Genomic DNA, 20,823 nt, shown 5'->3' with positions numbered 1-20,823 from the left:
GTGACCTTTTCGTTACGGTAAGAGGGTAGAAACCGATCACTGAAGGAGGCCCGCAACGTGGCTACCGACACCGCCGCCGCCGACACCACTCAGGAAGCTTGGCGCGGCTTCACTACTGGACGATGGAGCGAGACGATCGATGTCCGCGACTTCATCCAGCGGAACTACACTCCTTACGAAGGTGATAGCGCCTTCCTTGTGCCGGCAACCGAGCGCACCACCCACATCTGGAACGAACTGTCCAAGATGTTCCCCGAAGAGCGGGAAAAGGGCGTTTACGACATCGACCCGCACACCCCGGCTTCGATCACCGCGCATGCGCCCGGCTACATCGATCAGGACGAAGAGCTCATCGTCGGTTTGCAGACCGATGCGCCGCTCAAGCGCGCCATCATGCCCTACGGTGGCTGGCGCATGGTTGAGGGTGCGCTGAACACCTACGGGTACGAAGTTGACCCGGTTGTTCGCGACATCTTCACCAAGTACCGCAAGACCCACAACCAGGGCGTCTTCGACGTCTACCCGCCGGACGTGCGCAAGGCCCGCTCCGCGCACATCGTGACCGGCCTGCCCGATGCCTACGGCCGTGGCCGCATTATCGGTGACTACCGCCGTGTCGCCCTGTACGGCGTGGATAAGCTCATCGAAGCCAAGAAGGCCGAGCGCGCCGAGCTCGATGCCGTGCGTTCCACCGAGGACATCATCCGCGACCGCGAGGAAAACACCGAGCAGATCCGCGCGCTTGGCGAGCTGAAGGAGATGGCCGCCTCGTACGGCTACGACATCTCCGGTCCCGCCACGAACGCCCATGAAGCAATCCAGTGGCTTTACTTCGCCTACCTCGCGGCCGTCAAGGAGCAAAACGGCGCGGCCATGAGCCTTGGTCGTACCTCGACATTCCTCGACGTCTTCATCGAGCGTGACCTGGCCGATGGCACCCTGAGCGAAGAACGCGCCCAGGAACTCATCGACGACTTCGTCATCAAGCTGCGGATCGTGCGCTTCCTGCGCACCCCCGAATACGACGAGCTGTTCTCCGGCGATCCCACGTGGGTCACCGAGTCCATTGGCGGCACCGGCAACGACGGCCGCACCCTGGTCACGAAGAACTCCTTCCGCATGCTGCAGACCCTGTATAACCTCGGCCCGGCCCCCGAGCCGAACCTAACGGTGCTCTGGTCGCCCGAGCTGCCCGAGGGCTTTAAGGAGTTCTGCGCCCGCGTCTCGATCGATACCTCCGCCATCCAGTACGAATCGGATTCCCTGATCCGCGAGTCCTGGGGCGATGACGCCGGCATCGCGTGCTGCGTGTCCGCGATGGCGATTGGTAAGCAGATGCAGTTCTTCGGAGCGCGCGTCAACCTCGCCAAGGCCCTGCTGTACGCGATCAACGGCGGCAAGGACGAGAACTCCGGCAAGCAGGTCGCTCCGGTCTCGGAGCCTGTGGGCGAAGGCATCCTCGACTACGACGATGTTCGCGCGAAGTTCGATAACCTGCTGGACTGGCTCGCCCAGACCTACGTCGATGCCCTGAACTGCATCCACTACATGCACGATAAGTACGCCTACGAGCGCATCGAGATGGCGCTGCATGACAAGGAAATCCTGCGCACCATGGCCTGCGGCATCGCCGGCCTGTCCGTCGCGGCCGACTCCCTGTCCGCCATCAAGTTCGCCAAGGTCACCCCGGTGCGCGATGATCGCGGCATCGTGGTCGACTACCTCGTCGAAGGTGACTTCCCGAAGTTCGGTAACGACGATGACCGCGTCGACGATATTGCCGTCGAGCTCGTCGGCTCCTTCATGAACAAGATCCGTGCGCTGCCGACCTACCGCAACTCGGTGCACACGCAGTCCGTCCTGACGATCACCTCGAACGTCGTCTACGGCAAGCACACGGGCAACACGCCCGATGGCCGTCGCGGCGGCGAGCCGTTCGCCCCCGGCGCCAACCCGATGAACGGACGCGACACCCACGGCATGCTGGCCTCGGCCCTGTCGGTTGCGAAGCTTCCGTACTCGGAGGCGCAGGACGGCATTTCGCTCACCAACACCGTCGTTCCCTCCGGCCTTGGCCGTACCGAGGACGAGCAGGTGAAGAACCTCGTTGGCCTGTTGGACGCCTACATGGGCTCCGAGGGCTTCCACGTCAACATCAACGTGCTCAACCGCGACACGCTGTATGACGCCATGGAGAACCCGGAGAAGTACCCGCAGCTGACGATCCGCGTGTCCGGCTACGCCGTGAACTTCGTGCGACTGACCCGCGAGCAGCAGCTCGACGTCATCTCGCGGACGTTCCACGGCTCCATGTAAGGACCGCATGACCCATCCTCATGGCGGCATCGCCGGCGATGGCGTGACCGGAGAAATCCGGCTCGAGCCCGCCGGCGATGACGTCCCTCGCCTTCGCGGCTCTGCTGGCCTCGCCGGTATCGATGCCGCGGAGGCGATGAGTCGTTCCGAACACTTCGCGGCCGTGCGGGCCGGGGAGATTGGCTCCCTGCACTCCTGGGAGCTCGTTACCGCGGTTGATGGCCCCGGCACGCGCCTGACGGTCTTCCTTGCCGGTTGTCCGCTGCGCTGCCTGTACTGCCACAACCCCGACACGCTGAAGATGCGTGACGGGGAGGCCGTGCGGGCCGATGATCTGCTGCAGCGTATCGCCCGCTACCGCCCGGTCTTTGACGCCACCCTGGGTGGCGTGACCTTCTCCGGCGGCGAGCCCCTCATGCAACCCGCATTCCTCGCTCGCATGCTCGCCGGCTGTAAGGCCCTTGGCGTGCACACGGCGATCGATACTTCCGGTTTCCTAGGCGCGAACGCCAGCGACGAGATGCTCGACAACCTCGACCTCGTCCTGCTTGATTTCAAATCCGGCATTCCCGAGACCTATCGCAGCGTCACAGGTCGCGACCTCGCGCCGACGATCGCCTTTGGCACACGGCTCAATGAGCTCGCCATTCCCATGTGGATCCGATTCGTGCTCGTCCCCGGTCTCACCGATGATCCCAATAACATCCAGCGGGTCGCTGACACCGTCGCGACATGGGGCGCCGTGCACCGCGTCGAGGTCCTGCCCTTCCACCAGATGGGGCGCGATAAGTGGGCGAGCCTCGGACTCGATTATCAGCTCGGCGACGTTGAGCCCCCGAGCGCCGAGGAAACTGCCGCGGCCCGCGACGTCTTCGCTGCGCGCGGCCTGACCGTGTACTAGAAAAGAAGCTATGCACTCCGACTCCTCAACGACCGCCGTCGTCCTCGGCGGCGATATCGGCGCCTATTCCGTGGCGCGGGCGTTCTTCCAGGCCACCGGCAACAAACCCACGATCATCTCCGCCTTTGGCGGTGGCATTGTGCGCGATTCCTCCATCGCCGATCTCATCGTCGAACCCGACATGGAAGACCTCACGGCCTTAAAGGCCCGGCTGCTCGAGCTCGACTCCCGTATCACGAGCCCGCACATCATTGCCGTGGCGAGCGCCGACTGGAACGTCGAGAGCCTGCTGAGCTTGCGCGATCAGCTGCCACCGCGCTGGATTGTGCCATACCCGGACGTGGATACTGTTGCCAGAGCAACCGATAAGGCGAGTTTTTCCGCGATGTGTGAACGCCTGGGAGTACCGCATCCGCGCAGCATCGTGCGCCAGCCGGGCGGCGACATCCCGCTCGATGGCCAGGCCCTGACCTACCCCATCGTCGCCAAGGCCACGGACACGCCCGCCTATCACGACGTGGAGTTTGCGGGAAAGAAGAAGGTGTTCACCTTCGAAAATCCCGAGGAGGCCCGCATCGCGCTCGGCGCCGCCGACGATGCTGGCTATCAGGGAGACTTCCTGTTGCAGGAGTACGTCCCGGGACCGGACTCCCAGATGCGCGTGCTGAACCTGTACTGCCAGGAGGGCGGCCGCGTCGTCTTCGCCGGGCTAGGACGGGTGCTGCTGGAGGAACACGCGCCGAGCGCTATCGGTAATTCGGCTGCGATCATCACCGAGATGGATCCGGGCATTGTCGCCGAAGCTGCCAAGATCGTGGCGGATCTGAAGTGGCGCGGATTCGCGTGTTTCGATATCAAGATCGATCCGCGCACCGGCTCGCCCATGATCTTTGAGATGAACGCCCGCCTTGGACGCGCCCACCACTATCTCACGGCGGTGGGGGCGAATCCGGCAGAATTTTATCTGCGGGATTTCGTGGCGGGCGAGGTTATTGAGCGGTGCTACACGGTCGCCAAAGAAGGGCTCTATACGGTCGTGCCGATCAGCCTGCTGATGCTGTACACACCCGGCCAGCGGGCACGTATCGCCAAACTCGTGGCCTCCGGCAGAGTGGCTAGCCCGCTGTTCAATACCGCCGAACGCCACCCGAAGCGCTGGGCATATGTCCTCGCGGCATACGTCAACCAGTGGCGCAAATTCTTCCGCCACCACCCGCCGAGCAAGGTGAATCGCCCTGGCCTAAGCGGTTAGAGCGCGCGAAGTGCCTGAGCGATCGGCTCTGCAAGGAGCCCGATCTGCCAGGACCTCGTCCCCATTTCATCGAGGGCCGCCCTCACGGCGGCTGGGCTGGCAGGAAACTCTACCCACGCCAGCAATCGCTGGTGGGCTGGTAGCAACATATTCTCGGCGGGCACGTTATGCTCCTCGCCGACCTTGGCAACGACATCCCTAATAGCGGCGAGTCGCTCGGCGGCTTCCGGATTGGATTGGGACCAGCGGCGGTGATCGGGCAGGCCCGCTTTACCGGGACCACGTTTGGAGGGCAGCTGGCTGTCATCGAGCAGCCGGGCGCGCTCGATCGCGGCCAACCAGTGATCCGCGAGCCGCCGATTGCGCAGGCCCGGGAGCTTCTTGACCTGTCGGGACGTACGCGGATTGGCCTTGACCAGCGCGATGATATTGCGATCGGGTAGTAGCCGAGACGGGCAGGTGTTGGTCTCGCGCCCAATGGCATCGCGCTCCTTCCACAGCTCGCGGGCCATCGCTAGCTGGCGGCCCCCCTTGAGGTCCGAAAGCCGGGAAATTCGGCGCCACTGGTGGGGCTTCGTGCTTGGCGGATCGGCTTGGCGAACGAACTCGAATTCCTCCCGGGCCCAGGACAGCTTGCCGGCGGCCTGCAGCCGCGCCTGTTGCTTGGCCATGACCTGATCCAGCAATTCGACATCGAGCGCCGCGTAGACGAGCCATTCGTGCGGCAGCGGCCGCTCGGACCAGTCCACGGCGGAAAACTCTTTGGCGAGCCGGATCCCAAGCTCGCGTTCGACGACCGCTCCTAGCGAGACTTTCGGGTCGCCGAGCAGCCGGGCGGCGAGTTCGGTATCGAAGATTTCTTGCGGCCGCATGCCCACGCGGGCGAGGCAGGGCAGGTCTTGGGAGGCCGCGTGCAGCACCCACGTCACGTCCGTCATCGCGTCGGACAGTGCGGACAGATCCGGTAAGAACTCCGGATCAATGAGGGCAGTTCCCGCGCCTTCGCGGCGGACCTGGACGAGGTAGGCGTCCGAGGTGTAGCGGAAGCCGGAGGCTCGCTCGGTATCGACGGCGAGGGGTCCGCGGCCGCGCTTCAGGCGGCGAATATAGTCGCGAAGATCCGCCTCTTCGGTCATGACGTCCGGGACGCCGTCGGCGGGGGAGGAGAGCAGGGGGAGCTCGGATTCGGTCATTGTCCCCTTTCGGGCACGATATGGGGCAGGGGCGCTAGATCACAGGAGATCTCAACGAGATTTAACCACGCTTGGATGTGCGGCCCCAGATCATTCGTGACAGGAGTCCACGATCCGCGGATCTCCATCTCGAGCGACTGGTCGGATAGGACGAGACCACCGAAAGATTCCGACAGGACGCGCGTGACGGTCCCGGACAGGTGGTGGTAGCCGGCTCCCTGATCTTCGAGGGCACTGGTCAGCCAGGACCACCCGACTTCGCCGAGGAGAGGGTCATCGGAGACCTCGTTATCCATCGGGGCCTTGACGAGGACAATGATTCGGAAATCACCGTGCCAGGCGGGCTGGCCCTCGGGATCATAGAGAATGACGAAGCGGCCGACTCCCGTCAGTTCATCGTCATCGGTAAGGACCTCGGCGCTCAGAGCCGCGGCAAAAGGCGCGAGCCTCGTCGGTCCGGGGATCTCCGTGAGAGTGATCTCGGGGCGGAGGCGGTGACCACGCAGCGACGCCAGTGCGTCGCTGAATTCGCTGGGTGCGAGCTGTTCGGCCACACCGCAAGATTAAGGCACGCGCGGCGTTAGAACGTCGTCGGCGCGCCGGAGGATAGCACCGCGGTTGATAGCGCTGGCAGCGACACGCCCGCATCAACTCGCGACACTTCGGTACCGGGCTGACAGTAGGACAGCACGACCTCACCGCTGACGTCCGGAATGCTGACTTCGGATTCGTAGCGGTTGACGAGGACGGTCAGCGGGCCGCGCCGCATCGCGAACCAATGGTCGCCAAAGCTTGGGGTGACGACCTGCTCGTGGGCACCGTCGCCGAAATACTCGCGGCGCAGCGCGATGAGGTCGGTGTACCACTGCAGCATTCGCGCGTGCGGTTCCGTCATGCGCTCGTCCCAGTTCAAGACGGCCGAGTCTGCCGTCGCCGGATCCTGGGGATCGGGCATGGCGGCATCGGGGCCGTAGAGATCGGCCCAGCCGTGTTCGGCGAACTCCTTACGCCGGCCCTCGCGGATGGCGTGGGCGAGCTCGTCTTCGGCGTGGTCGGTAAAGAACGGGAAAGGAGTGGAGGCGGACCACTCCTGGCCCATGAACAGCATGGGGGTGAAGGGAGCGAGCAGCATGAGCGCGGCGCCGCCCGCGACCAGGGTGGAGGGCAGGCGTTCGCTTGGGCGATCGCCCATGCCGCGATTGCCGACCTGGTCGTGGTTTTCGGTAAAGGTGATGAACCGCCGGGCGTCGACATCGGGCGGGACCGGTGCGCCCCAGTGGACGCCACGGAAGGAGGAGAACGTGCCATTGTGCACGAAGACCTCGGTCAGCGCCTTGGCGAGGACGGTCGATTCCCCGAAATCGGCGTAGTAGCCGTGCCGCTCGCCGGTCAGCCAGGCGTGGACAGCGTGGTGGATATCGTCGTCCCACTGGGCGTCCATCCCGAGGCCGCCGCGGGAGGTTGGGGTCACCATCGCGACGTCGTTGAGGTCGGATTCAGCGATGAGCCGCAGCGGCCGGCCGGTGCTCGCTCGAAGCTCACCGACCCGATCCGACAGCTCGGCGAGCAGGTGCGTGGCGGAGTCGTCGATCAGGGCGTGCACGGCGTCCAGGCGAAGCGCGTCGATCCGGAAGTCGGTGAACCAGCGCAGGGCGTTGTCAATGATGAAGTCGCGCACCGGCCGCGAGTCGGGCCCATCGAGGTTGATGGCGGCGCCCCACGGGGTGTGGTGGGCGTCGGTGAAGTAGGGGCCGAACTCCGCGAGGTAATTGCCCGAGGGGCCGAGGTGGTTGTAGACGACATCCAGGCAGACACCGATGCCGAGTTCGTGGGCGGCGTCGACGAAGGCCTGTAGCTGTTCGGGTCCGCCGTAGGCCTCGTGGACCGCCCACAGGCCGACCCCGTCATAACCCCAACCCGCCCGGCCGGGAAATGCGGCCAGCGGCATGAGTTCGACCATGGTGACGCCGAGGCGAGCGAGGTCGGGCAGGCGAGTGGCGGCTGCCGCTAAGGTGCCGTCGGAGGTGAAGGTGCCGACATGGATTTCGTACATGACCGAGGTCAGGGCGTCGATCCCAACCTCGGGTGCGCTGCGCCAGGAATAACGTGACAGGTCGATGACCTGCGAGGGGCCGTGGACACCTTCGGGCTGGTAGGCGGAGCGCGGGTCGGGGCGGGCGGGGCCGCCGTCGAGCGAGAACGAGTAGGTCGTGCCGGGGGCGAGTTCGGTGACGAACCAGCCCGCACCCTCGCTTTGCATCGGCTGCCGTCCGGCGTCGGTGATGACGTCGACGGCGCGTGCGTTGGGAGCCCAGAGTCGAACGGGTCGAACCATGATCAGTCCTTGGTGGTCGTGAGGATGGCGACGGGGTAGCTGGCGAGGAGGTCGGCGAGGCGGAGGCTGCCGCCGTCGAACTCTTCACCGGTGAGCAGATCGCGCCAGCGGCCTGGCGGTAGGACGACGACGTGATCGCGGAAGCCGCCGCGCTGCGCGATTCGGGTACCGAGGCGCTCGGCGACGACGGCGATATCCGCGTCCTCGCCGCGCGTGAAGGCGAGGGCGAGGGTGGTCGTCGTCGGAAGTGGGCTCACGATGCCGGACAGGAACACGTCGGGCCGCGCGCGACGCAGGCGAGCAAGGGTGGCGGTCAGCCAGAGCTTTTCCTCATCCAGGCTTGCTGGGTTCTTTCCGGCGTCCAGTTCCGCCAGGGCCTCGGCAAGGACACCAAAGTCGACGCTGCGACGGTTGTCGGGATCGACGAGGGAGGAGCGCAAGACTTCGCTGCCCTGGTAGATATCGGCGACCCCGATGAGGCTGAGCTGGACGGCCTTGGTGGACAGGATGGCGGTGCGGATCCCGGCCGATAGCTGCTGAGCGTAGGCGGCGAGGTCGGATTGGAACTCCGCATCGGCGAGCGCTGCGGTCACGGCCTGAGTGAGCGCGGCTTCGGCTTCCTGGTCGACGCGCGTCCAACTCGTGACGTCCTTTTGCTCGCGCGCGGCCTTGATCGCAAAGGCCGAGAGGCGATCGGCGGTCATCGGGTCGGACTCGATGGCGGTGCCGAACAGGACCTGCCACATGAGGTTGGTGAGGCGGCCGTGGACGCCGTCGAAGAGGTGGGCATGGCTCGTGATGAGGCGCCGCCAGCCCTGCACGTCCTGGCTGATGACGGACATGCGGGCGCGCACGTCCTCGCCGCGTTTCGTATCGTGCGTCGTGCCGAGCGTCATCGAGACCGGGTGAGTGGCACCGATCTGCTGCGCCCAGGCGTACAGGTCATCGGGGTGGAAACCGAAGGTATGAGGATCGGCTCCGACCTCGGTCAGCGACGCGAGCAAAGTCCAGCGGTAGTAGGCCGTGTCCTCCACGCCCTTGGCGGTGACTGCGCCGCACACCTGCTGGAAGCGGATCGCGAGTTCGGCGCGGCGTTCTTCGTGGGTGCGTCCGGCGCTGCCGGCCTCGGCGCCGGTCAGCAGATCGAGCAGGACGTCGAGGGTCTGAAGCTCATCGCTCGTGAGGTGCTCGCGGGCCCGGTCGGCGACGGCACTGAGCGCGGAGCGTTGTTCCGGGTCCATCGGCGGCCAGGGCTCACCGGGCTCGCCGGGCCGGACGTAGGCACGGTAGCGATCGATGGCGACGACGAGCTCTGTCAGGCACGACTGGATTGCCGCGCGCGTGTGATCGCGCAGCCGAATGTCGTCGTGGAAGATGTCGGCGGCAAGCTGGGCGAGGCGGTGGATCTCCGCGGTGAGCGAGGTGTCGATGATCTCGCGCTTGGAGGCCTCGATGACCTCATCCAGCGTGCCCGGCAAATCACCGGTGAGCTCGGTCATGATGCGGGCCATGTCGCCCTGGCCGTGGGCATCGACCTGGATGCCGCCGATTCGCCAGGCGGCGTCGTAGCCCGTCGTACCCGCTACGGGCCAGGCTCCGGGCAGCGGTTCATCGCCTTCGAGAATCTTCTCGGCGACGATGTAGGCCCCGCCCGTCGCCTCGAAGAGCCGCTCGAAGTAGCCCTGCGGATCGGCGAGTCCGTCGGGGTGGTCGATCCGGAAGGCGTCGATCAAGCCGGCGTTGAATAGTTCGAGCAGCAGGGCGTGGGTGGCGTCGAAGACCTCGGGGTTTTCCACTCGCACGGCGGCCAGCGTGCCGACGTCGAAGAAGCGGCGATAGTTCAGCTCCTCGTCGGCGACTTTCCAATAGGCCAGTCGGTAGTGTTGCCGGTCGACGAGTGCGGTCAGCGGCAGGTGCTCGGTGCCGGCGCGCACGGGAAAGACGTGGTCGAAGTAGCGCAGGACGGGGACTTCGCCGTCTTGACCGGGGATCTGCGCGTGGTCGAAGGTGAGGTGGCCGGAGCCGATGGCTTCGCCGATTCGTTCGCCGAGAACCGGCATGAGGAGGCCGTCGTCGCCGAAGTCGACGTCGAACCATGAGGCATAGGGCGAGTCGGCACCGAGCGAGAGGACGGACCACAGGGCGGTGTTGTGCCAGGCCGGGGTGGGCACGGCCATGTGGTTGGGCACGAGATCGACAAGGACGTTCAGGCCCGCGTCATGCGCGGCGCGGGAGAACGCCTCGAAGGCCTCCCGCCCGCCAAGTTCTGCCGAGATCGCGTTGTGGTCAACGACGTCGTAGCCGTGCAGCGAGCCGGGCGCCGCTTGCAAGATGGGCGAGAGGTAGCAGTCGGTGACGCCGAGCTCGCTCAGATACGGCAGGATGGCCTGCGCCGCCGCGAAGTTGAAGTCCGGCGTGAGTTGCAGGCGGTAGGTCGTGACCGGGGTACGTCGGCCAGCTAGGGGGCGATGGAGCGGTGAAGCGGGCATAACCTCAATCTATCGCGCTGCCTACGAACGGTCAGCTGGGCGCCGTTTTTCCGGCTTCTGTAATGCCTGCGGTGGCTGGTCTGGTTTCGTTTTCAGCGACGGCGGGGGAGTCGGGTTATGGGGGATGACCTTGTAGCGCTCGGCGCTGGCCTCACCGCGCTCGGCGAGGTCGACATCATCGCTGAGCTCGGGCTTCGCGTCGTGTGACATGAGGTAGGTGACCGAGCGTGCTTCCACCATGACGGTTGCGCCGGGGGCGACGACCGTGCCGAGGGTTTGGGGTGAGTTGGTGTCGACCTCCACCCGCCACGACCTACCAAACTCCTTATCTGGAATCGTGAAGTCGATGGGTTCTTCGGCCGCGTTGAACAAAATGAGGAAGGACTCGTCGTGGATCTTTTGGCCGCGCGAATCCGGCTCGGGGATCGCTTCCCCATTGAGGTAGACCATAAGCGAACGCGCGTAGGTGGTGTTCCAATCGCGGTCAAGCATGGTCGCGGCCGAGGGCGTCAACCATTCGATGTCCTTCAAATCGGACGTTGCGCTCTTTTCGGGGCGGCCCTCAAAGAACCGGCGACGGCGAAATACCGGGTGATCCTTGCGCAGCTGGATGAGGGCTTTCGTAAAGGCCAGCAACGACTCGTTAGCGGGAGTCAGATCCCAGTTAATCCACGACAGCTCGTTGTCCTGGCAGTACGTATTGTTGTTTCCCTGCTGGGTGCGTCCGAGCTCGTCGCCGTGCGAAATCATCGGCACGCCCTGGCTCGCGAGCAGGGTCGTGAGGAAATTGCGTTGCTGGCGCGATCGCAGGCGATTGATCTGCTCGTTATCGGTGGGTCCTTCTGCGCCACAGTTCCAGGAGCGGTTGTGGGACTCACCGTCCATGTTGCCCTCGCCGTTGGCGTCGTTGTGCTTCTCGTTGTAGGACACGAGATCGGTGAGCGTAAAGCCGTCATGGGCGGTGACAAAGTTGATGGAGGCTACCGGGCGGCGCCCGGAGTGTTCATACAGGTCCGCGCTGCCCGTCAGTCGCCGCGCAAACTCAGCGAGCGTGGATGGCTCACCGCGCCAGAAATCGCGCACGGTATCCCGGTACTTACCGTTCCATTCGGTCCATAGCGGCGGGAAGTTGCCGACCTGGTAGCCGCCGTCGCCAAGGTCCCAGGGTTCGGCGATGAGCTTGACCTGAGAAATCACCGGATCCTGGTGGACGAGCTCGAAGAAGACGGCGAGGCGATCGACCTCGTGGAACTGCCGGGCCAGGGTGGAGGCAAGGTCGAAACGGAAGCCATCGACGTGCATTTCTTCCACCCAGTAGCGCAGCGAATCCATGATGAGCTGCAGGACCGCGGGCGAGCGCATCAGGAGCGAATTGCCGGTGCCAGTGGTGTCGAAATAGTGCGAGGGATCCTCATCGACGAGCCGGTAGTAGGCCGGGTTGTCGATTCCGCGGAAGGAGAGCGTCGGGCCCAGGTGGTTGCCTTCGGCGGTGTGGTTGTACACGACGTCTAAGATGACTTCGATATCGGCCTCGTGCAGGGCCTTGACGAGGGCCTTGAACTCTTGGACTTGCTGGCCGCGCGTGCCGTAGGCGGCGTACCCGTTATGGGGTGCGAAGAATCCGATGGTGTTGTAGCCCCAATAGTTGTGCAGTCCACGCTCTTGCAGGTGCGGGTCATCAACGAACTGGTGGACCGGCATGAGTTCTACGGCCGTCACCCCGAGTTCGACGAGGTGGTCAATGATTGCTGGATGCGCCATGCCCGCGTATGTGCCGCGAAGTTCTTCTGGCACCTCGGGGTGCAGAGCGGACATACCCTTCACGTGGGCTTCGTAAATGATCGTGTCGTGGTATTCGTGGCGCGGCGGGCGATCGTGGCCCCAGTCAAAGAACGGATTGATCACCACCGAGAGCATGGCGTGGGCTGCCGAGTCGTCCTGATTGCGCTTGTCGGGTTCGCCAAAGGTGTAGGAGTACAGCGATGGGTCACCATCGATCTGGCCATCAATGGCCTTGGCGTACGGATCGAGGAGCAACTTGGATGGGTCACACCGATAGCCCTTTTCGGGGGCATATTCGCCGTGAATGCGGTACCCGTAGCGGGTGCCGGGCTGGACACCGGGCAGGTAGCAGTGCCACACGTGGGCGTCCTGCTCGGTGAGCGTTATTTGAGTTTCGGTCCCGTCATCAGCGATCAGGCACAGGACAACCTTGTCCGCGATGTTGGAAAAGATCGCGAAGTTAGTGCCCGAACCATCGAAGGTGGCGCCGAGCGGATAAGACGTTCCAGGCCAAATCTGCATGTCACTAGGGTGACACGTCAATGCCGTCAGAGTCGGCGCTTGTGCTCGGAGTTTCGTCACACTGCGGCCTAGACGAGACCAACCGCAGGTCTCGCAGGTGAATGAAAGGTAAAATCAGGCAATGCCCTGGTTAGAGTTATTCGGTTGGATCGGTTCTGCGATCCTCGTGTTTTCAATGATGCAGCAGCGGATCATGCGCCTTCGCATGATCAACCTCGTTGGCTGCATCATTCATGTCATCTACAACTCCGTTATCCAAGCCTGGCCGATCGTCGGCTTGAACGTCGTGCTCTCGATTATCCAGATTGTGAACCTGTACCGATTGCTGAACACGCGTCACGATGAAGCGACGTACCAGGTCGTCGATACGGATGTCGGTGACCCGTACCTGCGCTACCTCATCGATCAGCAGAGTAGTGACATCAAGAAGTTCAATCCCACCTTCGATGGCGCTCGGGATGCCACCCACGCCTTCCTCATCATGCGGGGAACGGAGACCGTTGGTTACGTCCTTGCTAAAGATGCGGGAGATGGTGAAGCGCAGATCGTGCTGGATTACGTCAGCGAGAAGTACCGTGACTTCACTCCGGGCGAGTTCGTCTTTACTAACCCCGCGTGGTTTACCGACCACGGTTTCTCCCGGGTGGTCGCGCCCAGCAGTGGACCCGACTATTACGAAAACGTCGGTTTCGACAAGACTGCGAACGGGTATGTGAAGGCGCTGGCGTAGTCCGCTACAGAGTGTGGGGCGCGTCATTCGCGGCGGTTTTGACCGCGTGCGCGCCCCCGGTCTAAGATGAGTGGGCGCTCAGGCGCAACGCGGATGTGGCTCAGTTGGTAGAGCATCACCTTGCCAAGGTGAGGGTCGCGGGTTCGAGTCCCGTCATCCGCTCGAAGAGGCCACCCCTGGTGGGGTGGTTTTCTTATTGCAGTAGTGCACAGGCAATGTGAGACACGGCACCGGTCACCAGTTTTGCAACTGGTAGGCAAGCCCGGTAAAGTTTCAACCCGCAGGTGATCGCAAGATCACCGCGACACAACGCTTGTGTCGGGCGATTGGCGCAGTGGTAGCGCGCTTCCTTCACACGGAAGAGGTCACTGGTTCGAACCCAGTATCGCCCACGCAACGGCGGGTCGCTAAAGGGCGATTGGCGCAGCGGTAGCGCGCTTCCCTGACACGGAAGAGGTCACTGGTTCGAACCCAGTATCGCCCACCACCGCCGAAGCAACCGGGGAGACCCGGGATGCGGATGTGGCTCAGTTGGTAGAGCATCACCTTGCCAAGGTGAGGGTCGCGGGTTCGAGTCCCGTCATCCGCTCCAGGTCCGGCCCCTTGGCCCGACCACGGTGGGTTGGCCGAGAGGCGAGGCAGCGGCCTGCAAAGCCGTATACACGGGTTCGAATCCCGTACCCACCTCCAAAGGTCCCTTTGCGTTTCGCAAAGGGATTTTTTGTTTTCCTCGATGAGGTGCGCCCCACACCACGAGCGCAACATTTGTCCCAAAGTAGGGAAAGCCCGCGAGCGTCGCTAGACTCGGGAGCGTGCCACAGGGCACGACATGCATTCGCTTCACGAGGAGGACCGGTGTCTGACATCCAGGTAACCATTGACGGCCACGACACTTCGCTGCCCGAGGGAACCACCGGAACGACCGTGTTCGAAAAGGACCGCAGCATCATCGCGATGCACGTCAATGGTGAGGCCCAAGACCTCTTCCGCACGATTCCCGATGGCGCTGCGGTCACCGGCATCACCATCACGAGTGATGAGGGCCTCGCGATCCTCCGTCACTCTGCCGCGCACGTGCTCGCGCAAGCTGTCCAGGACATCCACCCCGACGTGGATCTTGGCATCGGCCCGCCGATCACGGACGGCTTCTACTACGACTTCGGTAACGTCGAGCCCTTTACGCCGGAAGACCTCAAAGCGATCGAAAAGCGCATGGGCCGCATCGTCAAGGAAGGCCAGACCTTTGCTCGGCGAGACGTGAGCGATGAGGAAGCGCGCGAAGAGCTTGCCGATCAGCCCTACAAGCTCGAACTCATCGGTCTGAAAGGCTCCGATGCCGAGGCCGCTGCCGAAGGTGCTTCGGTCGAGGTCGGCGGCGGCCAACTCACGATGTATGACAACGTCCGACGCGGGGGAGAGGTCGCCTGGAAGGACCTGTGCCGCGGTCCCCACCTGCCCTCCACTCGCCTCATCGGCAACGGCTTCGCCTTGCAGCGTTCGGCTGCAGCATACTGGCGCGGCAGCGAAAAGAACCCGCAATTGCAGCGCATCTATGGCACGGCCTGGGCTAGCAAGGACGATCTGCGCGCCCACCTCGATCGCCTAGCAGAGGCCGAGCGCCGAGACCACCGCAAGCTCGGAGCAGAACTCGACCTGTTCTCCTTCCCCGACGAGATCGGATCGGGGCTCGCTACCTTCCATCCCAAGGGCGGCATCGTCCGCATGGAGATGGAGGAATACTCGCGCAAGCGCCACATCGAAGAGGGCTACGACTTTGTCTATAGCCCCCACATCACCAAGGAAAAGCTCTTCCAGACCTCGGGTCACCTCCAGTGGTACGCCGATGGCATGTATCCGCCGATCCATATTGATGAGGAGCGGGATCCCGAAACCGGGGAGATCACCAAGCAGGGCCAGGACTACTACCTGAAGCCCATGAACTGCCCGATGCATAACTTGATCTTCTCCTCACGCGGTCGCTCCTACCGCGAGCTGCCGATCAGGCTCTTCGAATTCGGCACGGTCTACCGACTCGAAAAGTCCGGTGTCATTCACGGCCTGACCCGCGCCCGTGGCTTCACGCAAGACGACGCCCACATCTACTGCACCCGGGATCAGATGAAGGAAGAGCTGACGAAGCTCTTGACCTTCGTCCTCGAGTTGCTCAAGGACTACGGTCTGAATGACTTCTACCTGGAGCTCTCGACCAAGAACCCGGAGAAGTTCGTCGGTGATGACGAGATCTGGGAGGAGGCAACGCGCACCCTGGAAGAGGTGGCCGTGGCCTCCGGCCTGGATCTCGTGCCCGACCCGGGCGGCGCGGCCTTCTACGGGCCGAAGATCTCCGTTCAGGCAAAGGACGCGATCGGTCGCACCTGGCAGATGTCGACGATCCAGCTGGACTTCAACCTGCCGGAGCGCTTCGACCTGGAATACACCGCCGCTGATGGCTCCCGCCAGCGCCCGGTCATGATTCACCGCGCGCTGTTCGGCTCCATCGAGCGATTCTTCGGCGTGCTGCTCGAACACTATGCCGGTGCGTTCCCCGCCTGGCTCGCGCCCGTGCAGGTTCGCTGCGTTCCCGTCGCCGATGCCTTCGACGATTACCTCGAAGAGGTCGCAACGAAGCTGCGCGCCGAAGGCATCCGCGTCGAGGTCGATCGCAGTGATGACCGGTTCGGAAAGAAGATCCGCAACGCGGCCAAGGACAAGATCCCCTTCACCTTGATCGCCGGCGGTGAGGACGTCGACGCCGGAGCCGTCTCGTTCCGTTACCGGGGAGGCGAGCAGCGCAACGCCGTGCCCGTTGACCAAGCCGTAGCGGAAATCGTGGCTGCCGTTCGCTCCCGCCGCAATGACGACAACTTCGCGCCCGATGAGCACTAGCGAGTCCTACCTTCCGGCAGGGGTCCCGGACGCTTTCGAGCGGCTGTGGACCCCGCACCGGATGGCCTACGTCGGGGGCGAGAATAAGCCCGCCGACGCCTCCACCGATCAGTGTCCATTTTGCGCGGCACCCCACCGCAGCGACGACGAGGCGCTCATCATCGCGCGCGGCGAGCTATGCTACGTCATCTTGAACCTCTACCCCTACAACCCCGGACACCTCCTGGTATGTCCCTATCGGCATGTCGCGACCTACCCGGAACTCACGGTTGAGGAGCGAGACGAATTCGGGGAACTGACCTCGCGGGCGATGCGGGTGCTTGCCAAGGTGAGCAAACCCGATGGCTGCAACGTCGGAATGAACCAGGGGGATGTCGCCGGCGCCGGAATTGCCGCCCACCTGCATCAGCACATTGTGCCGCGGTGGAAGGGCGATGCCAACTTCTTCCCGATCATTGCTCAAACGAAAGCGCTCCCGCAGGTCCTCGGCGACACGCGTGAGCTGCTCGCTACAGGTTGGAACGAATGTTAGGACAGCACGGACGGGGTGCCATCAAGGCAGTTTTCACCCCCATCGCGCGAGCGTTAGTCAAGGCCGGTGTCAGCCCCGACGCCGTCACGATCACGGGCACGATCGCGGCCTCCGTCGCGGCGTTGGCACTCATCGCGCCGGGCTATCTCATTGCCGGCTCGCTCACCGTCGGCATCATCGTTTTCACTGACTCGCTCGATGGGACGATGGCGCGCCTCATTGGCCGCGACTCGCCCTGGGGCTCCTTCCTGGATGCCACTCTCGACCGCATCACCGACGGCGCAATCTTCGCGGCCATCACGATCTACCTCGCGGGGGTGCCGGGGAGCATCGGCCGCTGGGGACTGTACGCGGGCATTGCTGCCGCGATCCTCGGCTCCGTCGTGCCCTATGCCCGCGCCCGTGCGGAAGCTTCGGGCTACCAGGCGAGTGTCGGTATCGCCGAGCGATCCGATCGATTGCTCATCGCGCTGCTGGCCACCCTGCTTGTCGGGTGCGGACTTCCCACCTGGATCTTGCCCGTCGCCCTGACCTACCTCGCTGTTGCCGCGGCCATCACCATCGGTCAGCGCCTCGCAACGGTGTACCAGCAGGCTCGCCCATGACTGTAACCGACCGGCTGCTCAACGCGGCATTTATCTATGCGCCGCGCCTGCCCGACGGCCTCGTCAGGGCAGCGTGCGCCTTCGCGGCCGATGTCGCTTGGCTCATCCGCGGTAGCGGTGTCAAGCAGCTGGAAAAGAACCTGCTGCGGATACGCGCGGCTAATCCCGCGACGGTGTCAAAAGCGAGCCGGACCGCGATGCGGAACTATTTCCGTTACTACGCCGAAGCCCTGCGGCTGGGCGCCTACAGCAAGGAACAGATTGACGCGCGGGTCAGCGTCGTCATGAGTGAGGAAGCCCGGCGCGATATCGCCCATGGCTCGACGCTGCTGGCGCTGGGACACCTCGGCAACTGGGACCTTGCCGGCGCGTGGGGGAGCCGCCACCTAGCCCCGGTGCTGACCGTTGCCGAGCACCTGTCGCCCGAAGAACTCTTCCGAGCGTTCGTCAAGTTGCGCGAGGATGCCGGGATGACGATCATCGCCCTGGAACGGGGCTCTCGAGTATTTCCGCAGTTACTTCGCCACTCGCGCGCCAACCATCACCTCGTGTGTCTGCTTGCGGATCGCGACCTGTCACACACGGGCCTTCCGGCCTCGCTGTGTGGGCAGCCGGCTCGTGTCGCCGCAGGTCCGGCGGCGCTGTCGCTCGCGGCAAAGATTCCGCTGTACTTCGTGGGGATTCGGCACGTTCGCCTGACCGGTCAGGCTCGCCGCGCGGCGGGATCACCGTGGGGGATCGAACTTGAATTCACCGGCCCACTCACAACTGCAGCGTCGGGGTCTGAGGGCATCGCGGACCTGACCGCCCAGTGGACCGCGGCCATGAGCCACTACCTCGAACGCTACCCGCTGGATTGGCACATGCTGCAGCCGGTATTTGATGCCGATCTTGATCTCGCCCGCGTCCGCGCCAAACAGGAGGGGGCGGCATGAAAATCGGAATTGTGTGCCCCTACGCCTTCGATGTTCCCGGCGGCGTACAGTTTCATATCCGGGACCTCGCCGAATGGCTTCGCGGCAAGGGACACGAGGTCTCCGTCTTCGCTCCGATCGACAAGGGAACCGAGGTTCCCGACTATTACGTCTCTTCGGGGGGTTCTTTCCCGGTCCCGTACAACGGGTCAACAGCGCGCTTGTGCTTTGGTCCGAAGGCCGCGAAGCGCACCCAAAAATGGCTCGCGGACGAGAATCTCGACGTCGTCCATATTCATGAGCCGCTTACGCCTTCACTTGGCATGTTGACGCTATGGCAAGCTGAGATTCCGATCGTCGCGACCTTCCATTCCAACCAGTCGCACTCGCGGGCTATGTGGACCCTGCGCCTGCCCTTTCAGCCGATGCTCGACAAGATCACGGCTCCGATCGCTGTCTCCTCCGAGGCGCGCCGAACGATTGTGGAACACCTCGGAGCTAATCCGGCGATCATTCCCAATGGCGTCCAACTCTCGAATTTCGACGTGCCAGCCAAACCTGAATGGGCGGGTACTCGCATCACCGGCAATCCCGATGCTCCCGTGGTCAGTTTCTTGGCGAGGTTGGACGAGCCTCGAAAAGGGCTTCCCGTCCTGGCCGCAGCCATTCCCGAGGTCCTCAAGCACTACCCGGGTGCCCGCTTCCTCATCGCCGGCAGGGGAGAGGCCAGCACGGAACGTGCCGCCCTAGCTCCCTATGGCAATGCGGTCACCTTCCTTGGCGGCGTCTCCGAAGCCGACAAGGCGGCACTGTTTGCCTCCAGCGATATCTACGTCGCCTCCCAGACCGGTGGCGAGTCCTTCGGGATCGTCCTCGTGGAGGCCATGGGAGCCGGAGCTAGTGTCGTGGCATCGGGCATCACAGCGTTTCGTGACGTGCTCGACCAGGGACGCGCAGGAGATCTGTTTACCGTCAACGACCCACACTCCCTTGCCGAGACGATCATCGATGTTCTGCGCAGGGAGCCGGAAGAGCGCACCGCGCGCGACGAATATGTGCGTGAATGGCGCGGCCAGTACGACTGGGACAGCGTTGGTAAACGGATCGTCTCCACCTATGACTTTGCGGTCTCAGCCGGCGTTCCGCAATCGAGCGCAGGTCTGTTCGCCGGAGCTTGGAAGAAGAACGGCGAATTGACGTGAACTGGCTGCCCTACGTTATCGCCGTCCTCGGTATCGCGCTCCTGATCATTCTCGTTCGAGCGGTCATTCTTGCTCGCGGCCTCGATCGCTTGCACAAGATGCTCATCTCGTGCCGACACGTTCTAGATGCTCAGCTAGTCGCGCGTGCCGGCGCAGCCCAGGAACTGGCCGGTTCCGGCCTACTGGACCCCGCCTCGTCAATGCTGCTCGCCGACGCGGCTCACGCCTCGCTCGGTCGGGCCGGAACGATCGTGGCAGATGGTTTGGAAAAGCAGGAGATCTTCACCTCCGATGGCACGCTGGCCGCCGGAATCGTCGACCGCGATCGGGCTCGGGTCGAAACCGAGTTGACCGCGGTTTTGCGCCAGATCCTCGCCTCGCTGCCCGACGACTCGCCTGCGCGTCGCCTCCCGGCATTCGATGACCTACTGCTGTCGTGGTACCAGGCCGAGCTCGCGCGAACCTTCCATGACTCCCGGCAAACTCAGGTCGTGCGCATCCGGCGTGACCACCTCGTACGGATCTTGCGCCTTGCGGGTTTCGCGCCCATGCCGACGACCTTTGACGCGGATTTAAAGGGTTCGACGTACTCCGCGCCGGAGCCGCCCGCGAACCCAGCTCAGGCCTATGCGGCTGAATGGCCCATCGGACCGTCGGGTTATCCCGAGCGCGACGCTGCCCGCGTCCTCTTGTTCGACCCCGCCGGCCGCATCCTCATGATCCTCGGTCACGATATCGACGACCTGGACCATCGCTGGTGGTTCACCCCCGGAGGCGGCCGGAGCCCGGAGGAGGATCCGCGCGCCGCAGCCGTCAGGGAGCTGTTCGAAGAAACCGGTATCCAACTTGATCCGGCAGCGCTGATCGGACCCATTGCACAACGCAGCGAGCAATTCCATTTCGCGGCCGCCACTCGCGTCCAGCACGAGCTGTTCTACACCTATACGCTCGACGCCCCCGTCGACACGCTCGACACCACTCGACACAGCGTCATAGAACAGGACGTCTTGGATGAGTTTGCGTGGCTGACCCCCCAGGAATTGACTGACATGACACAATCAGGCCAGAACGTCTATCCAAGCATGTTGCCCGATTTTGCCTCCACCATTTGGCGTGAGGGTTGGGACGGCACGACGCCAACGATTCGCTAACGAGGTCGAAAAG

At 63.8% G+C, this 20,823-nt stretch carries 15 protein-coding genes and 5 tRNA genes; 15 read left to right on the top strand and 5 right to left on the bottom strand.

Annotated features, from left to right (window positions below; translation table 11 throughout):
* The first annotated feature begins 57 nt into the window (after positions 1–57).
* From pflB to MUN85_RS06935, 3 genes are read left to right on the top strand one after another with little or no spacing between them, the layout of a single operon-like run.
* The gene (pflB, locus tag MUN85_RS06945; protein WP_348647961.1) at positions 58–2,316 is read left to right on the top strand and encodes a formate C-acetyltransferase; all 2,259 of its coding nucleotides are present in this window, start codon (positions 58–60) and stop codon (positions 2,314–2,316) included.
* A gap of 7 nt (positions 2,317–2,323) precedes the next feature.
* Positions 2,324–3,217 (top strand): pyruvate formate-lyase-activating protein, encoded by an 894-nt coding sequence (pflA, locus tag MUN85_RS06940; RefSeq protein ID WP_431603551.1) that lies wholly within the window; start codon positions 2,324–2,326, stop codon positions 3,215–3,217.
* Between the two features lie 10 nt (positions 3,218–3,227).
* On the top strand, positions 3,228–4,469 hold the full coding sequence (locus MUN85_RS06935) for a carboxylate--amine ligase (protein ID WP_250506011.1): 1,242 nt from the start codon (positions 3,228–3,230) through the stop codon (positions 4,467–4,469).
* On the opposite strand, the gene MUN85_RS06930 is transcribed toward MUN85_RS06935, so the two are convergent.
* The 5 genes from MUN85_RS06930 to glgX are packed head-to-tail and all read right to left on the bottom strand — an operon-like array spanning position 4,466 to position 12,790.
* Positions 4,466–5,662: an HRDC domain-containing protein gene (locus MUN85_RS06930; RefSeq protein ID WP_250506010.1), complete on the bottom strand. Its 1,197-nt coding sequence runs from the start codon at positions 5,660–5,662 to the stop codon at positions 4,466–4,468. The two genes, MUN85_RS06935 and MUN85_RS06930, sit on opposite strands and share 4 nt — an antisense overlap.
* Positions 5,659–6,216 carry a DUF3000 domain-containing protein gene (locus tag MUN85_RS06925; protein ID WP_250506009.1) on the bottom strand — a complete coding sequence of 186 codons (558 nt, stop codon included), beginning with the start codon at positions 6,214–6,216 and terminating at the stop codon, positions 5,659–5,661. The genes MUN85_RS06930 and MUN85_RS06925 overlap by 4 nt, the downstream gene beginning before the upstream one ends.
* 26 nt (positions 6,217–6,242) lie before the next feature.
* Entirely contained in the window at positions 6,243–7,997 is a 1,755-nt protein-coding gene (gene treZ, locus MUN85_RS06920; protein WP_250506008.1) for a malto-oligosyltrehalose trehalohydrolase, read from the bottom strand.
* 2 nt (positions 7,998–7,999) lie between these two features.
* Positions 8,000–10,486: a malto-oligosyltrehalose synthase gene (gene treY / locus MUN85_RS06915; protein ID WP_250506007.1), complete on the bottom strand. Its 2,487-nt coding sequence runs from the start codon at positions 10,484–10,486 to the stop codon at positions 8,000–8,002.
* Between the two features lie 21 nt (positions 10,487–10,507).
* On the bottom strand, positions 10,508–12,790 hold the full coding sequence (gene glgX, locus MUN85_RS06910; RefSeq protein WP_250506006.1) for a glycogen debranching protein GlgX: 2,283 nt from the start codon (positions 12,788–12,790) through the stop codon (positions 10,508–10,510).
* Positions 12,791–12,911: 121 nt separating this feature from the next.
* Between glgX and MUN85_RS06905 the strand changes: the two genes are divergently transcribed.
* The 12 genes from MUN85_RS06905 (at position 12,912) to MUN85_RS06850 (ending at position 20,810) form a co-directional block, all read left to right on the top strand.
* The gene (locus MUN85_RS06905; RefSeq protein WP_250506005.1) at positions 12,912–13,520 is read left to right on the top strand and encodes a hypothetical protein; all 609 of its coding nucleotides are present in this window, start codon (positions 12,912–12,914) and stop codon (positions 13,518–13,520) included.
* Positions 13,521–13,609: 89 nt separating this feature from the next.
* A tRNA-Gly gene (locus MUN85_RS06900) sits at positions 13,610–13,682 on the top strand.
* A 158-nt stretch (positions 13,683–13,840) separates the two neighbouring features.
* Positions 13,841–13,912: transfer RNA gene (locus MUN85_RS06895), tRNA-Val, on the top strand.
* 20 nt (positions 13,913–13,932) lie between these two features.
* Positions 13,933–14,007 (top strand) — tRNA-Val (locus tag MUN85_RS06890).
* A 29-nt stretch (positions 14,008–14,036) separates the two neighbouring features.
* A tRNA-Gly gene (locus tag MUN85_RS06885) sits at positions 14,037–14,112 on the top strand.
* Between the two features lie 24 nt (positions 14,113–14,136).
* Positions 14,137–14,210 (top strand) — tRNA-Cys (locus MUN85_RS06880).
* Positions 14,211–14,375: 165 nt separating this feature from the next.
* Positions 14,376–16,406 carry a threonine--tRNA ligase gene (gene thrS / locus MUN85_RS06875; RefSeq protein ID WP_250506004.1) on the top strand — a complete coding sequence of 677 codons (2,031 nt, stop codon included), beginning with the start codon at positions 14,376–14,378 and terminating at the stop codon, positions 16,404–16,406.
* The gene (locus MUN85_RS06870) at positions 16,396–16,938 is read left to right on the top strand and encodes an HIT family protein (protein ID WP_250506003.1); all 543 of its coding nucleotides are present in this window, start codon (positions 16,396–16,398) and stop codon (positions 16,936–16,938) included. Before thrS ends, MUN85_RS06870 begins: the two co-directional genes overlap by 11 nt.
* Positions 16,932–17,543: a phosphatidylinositol phosphate synthase gene (gene pgsA, locus MUN85_RS06865; RefSeq protein WP_250506002.1), complete on the top strand. Its 612-nt coding sequence runs from the start codon at positions 16,932–16,934 to the stop codon at positions 17,541–17,543. The genes MUN85_RS06870 and pgsA overlap by 7 nt, the downstream gene beginning before the upstream one ends.
* Complete coding sequence (locus MUN85_RS06860) at positions 17,540–18,478, top strand: phosphatidylinositol mannoside acyltransferase (RefSeq protein WP_250506001.1); 939 nt, start codon at positions 17,540–17,542, stop codon at positions 18,476–18,478. Before pgsA ends, MUN85_RS06860 begins: the two co-directional genes overlap by 4 nt.
* Positions 18,475–19,659, top strand: a complete 1,185-nt coding sequence (locus tag MUN85_RS06855) for a glycosyltransferase family 4 protein (protein WP_250506000.1) — start codon at positions 18,475–18,477, stop codon at positions 19,657–19,659. The genes MUN85_RS06860 and MUN85_RS06855 overlap by 4 nt, the downstream gene beginning before the upstream one ends.
* The gene (locus MUN85_RS06850; RefSeq protein WP_250505999.1) at positions 19,656–20,810 is read left to right on the top strand and encodes an NUDIX hydrolase; all 1,155 of its coding nucleotides are present in this window, start codon (positions 19,656–19,658) and stop codon (positions 20,808–20,810) included. Before MUN85_RS06855 ends, MUN85_RS06850 begins: the two co-directional genes overlap by 4 nt.
* The last annotated feature ends 13 nt before the right edge of the window (positions 20,811–20,823 follow it).

It is taken from the genome of Bowdeniella massiliensis (genome assembly GCF_023634005.1).
GTDB lineage: Bacteria > Actinomycetota > Actinomycetes > Actinomycetales > Actinomycetaceae > Bowdeniella > Bowdeniella massiliensis.
Note: the sequence above shows the minus strand (reverse complement) of the source record. Positions and strands in the feature narration are given on the sequence as shown.

Excerpts from the sequence above, each read along its gene's own strand:
- pflA (WP_431603551.1), top strand. The coding sequence starts at position 2,324 with ATGACCCATCCTCATGGCGGCATCGCCGGCGATGGCGTGACCGGAGAA.
- MUN85_RS06935 (WP_250506011.1), top strand. The coding sequence starts at position 3,228 with ATGCACTCCGACTCCTCAACGACCGCCGTCGTCCTCGGCGGCGATATC.
- MUN85_RS06930 (WP_250506010.1), bottom strand. The coding sequence starts at position 5,662 with ATGACCGAATCCGAGCTCCCCCTGCTCTCCTCCCCCGCCGACGGCGTC.
- treZ (WP_250506008.1), bottom strand. The coding sequence starts at position 7,997 with ATGGTTCGACCCGTTCGACTCTGGGCTCCCAACGCACGCGCCGTCGAC.
- treY (WP_250506007.1), bottom strand. The coding sequence starts at position 10,486 with ATGCCCGCTTCACCGCTCCATCGCCCCCTAGCTGGCCGACGTACCCCG.
- glgX (WP_250506006.1), bottom strand. The coding sequence starts at position 12,790 with ATGCAGATTTGGCCTGGAACGTCTTATCCGCTCGGCGCCACCTTCGAT.
- MUN85_RS06905 (WP_250506005.1), top strand. The coding sequence starts at position 12,912 with ATGCCCTGGTTAGAGTTATTCGGTTGGATCGGTTCTGCGATCCTCGTG.
- MUN85_RS06870 (WP_250506003.1), top strand. The coding sequence starts at position 16,396 with ATGAGCACTAGCGAGTCCTACCTTCCGGCAGGGGTCCCGGACGCTTTC.
- pgsA (WP_250506002.1), top strand. The coding sequence starts at position 16,932 with ATGTTAGGACAGCACGGACGGGGTGCCATCAAGGCAGTTTTCACCCCC.
- MUN85_RS06860 (WP_250506001.1), top strand. The coding sequence starts at position 17,540 with ATGACTGTAACCGACCGGCTGCTCAACGCGGCATTTATCTATGCGCCG.
- MUN85_RS06855 (WP_250506000.1), top strand. The coding sequence starts at position 18,475 with ATGAAAATCGGAATTGTGTGCCCCTACGCCTTCGATGTTCCCGGCGGC.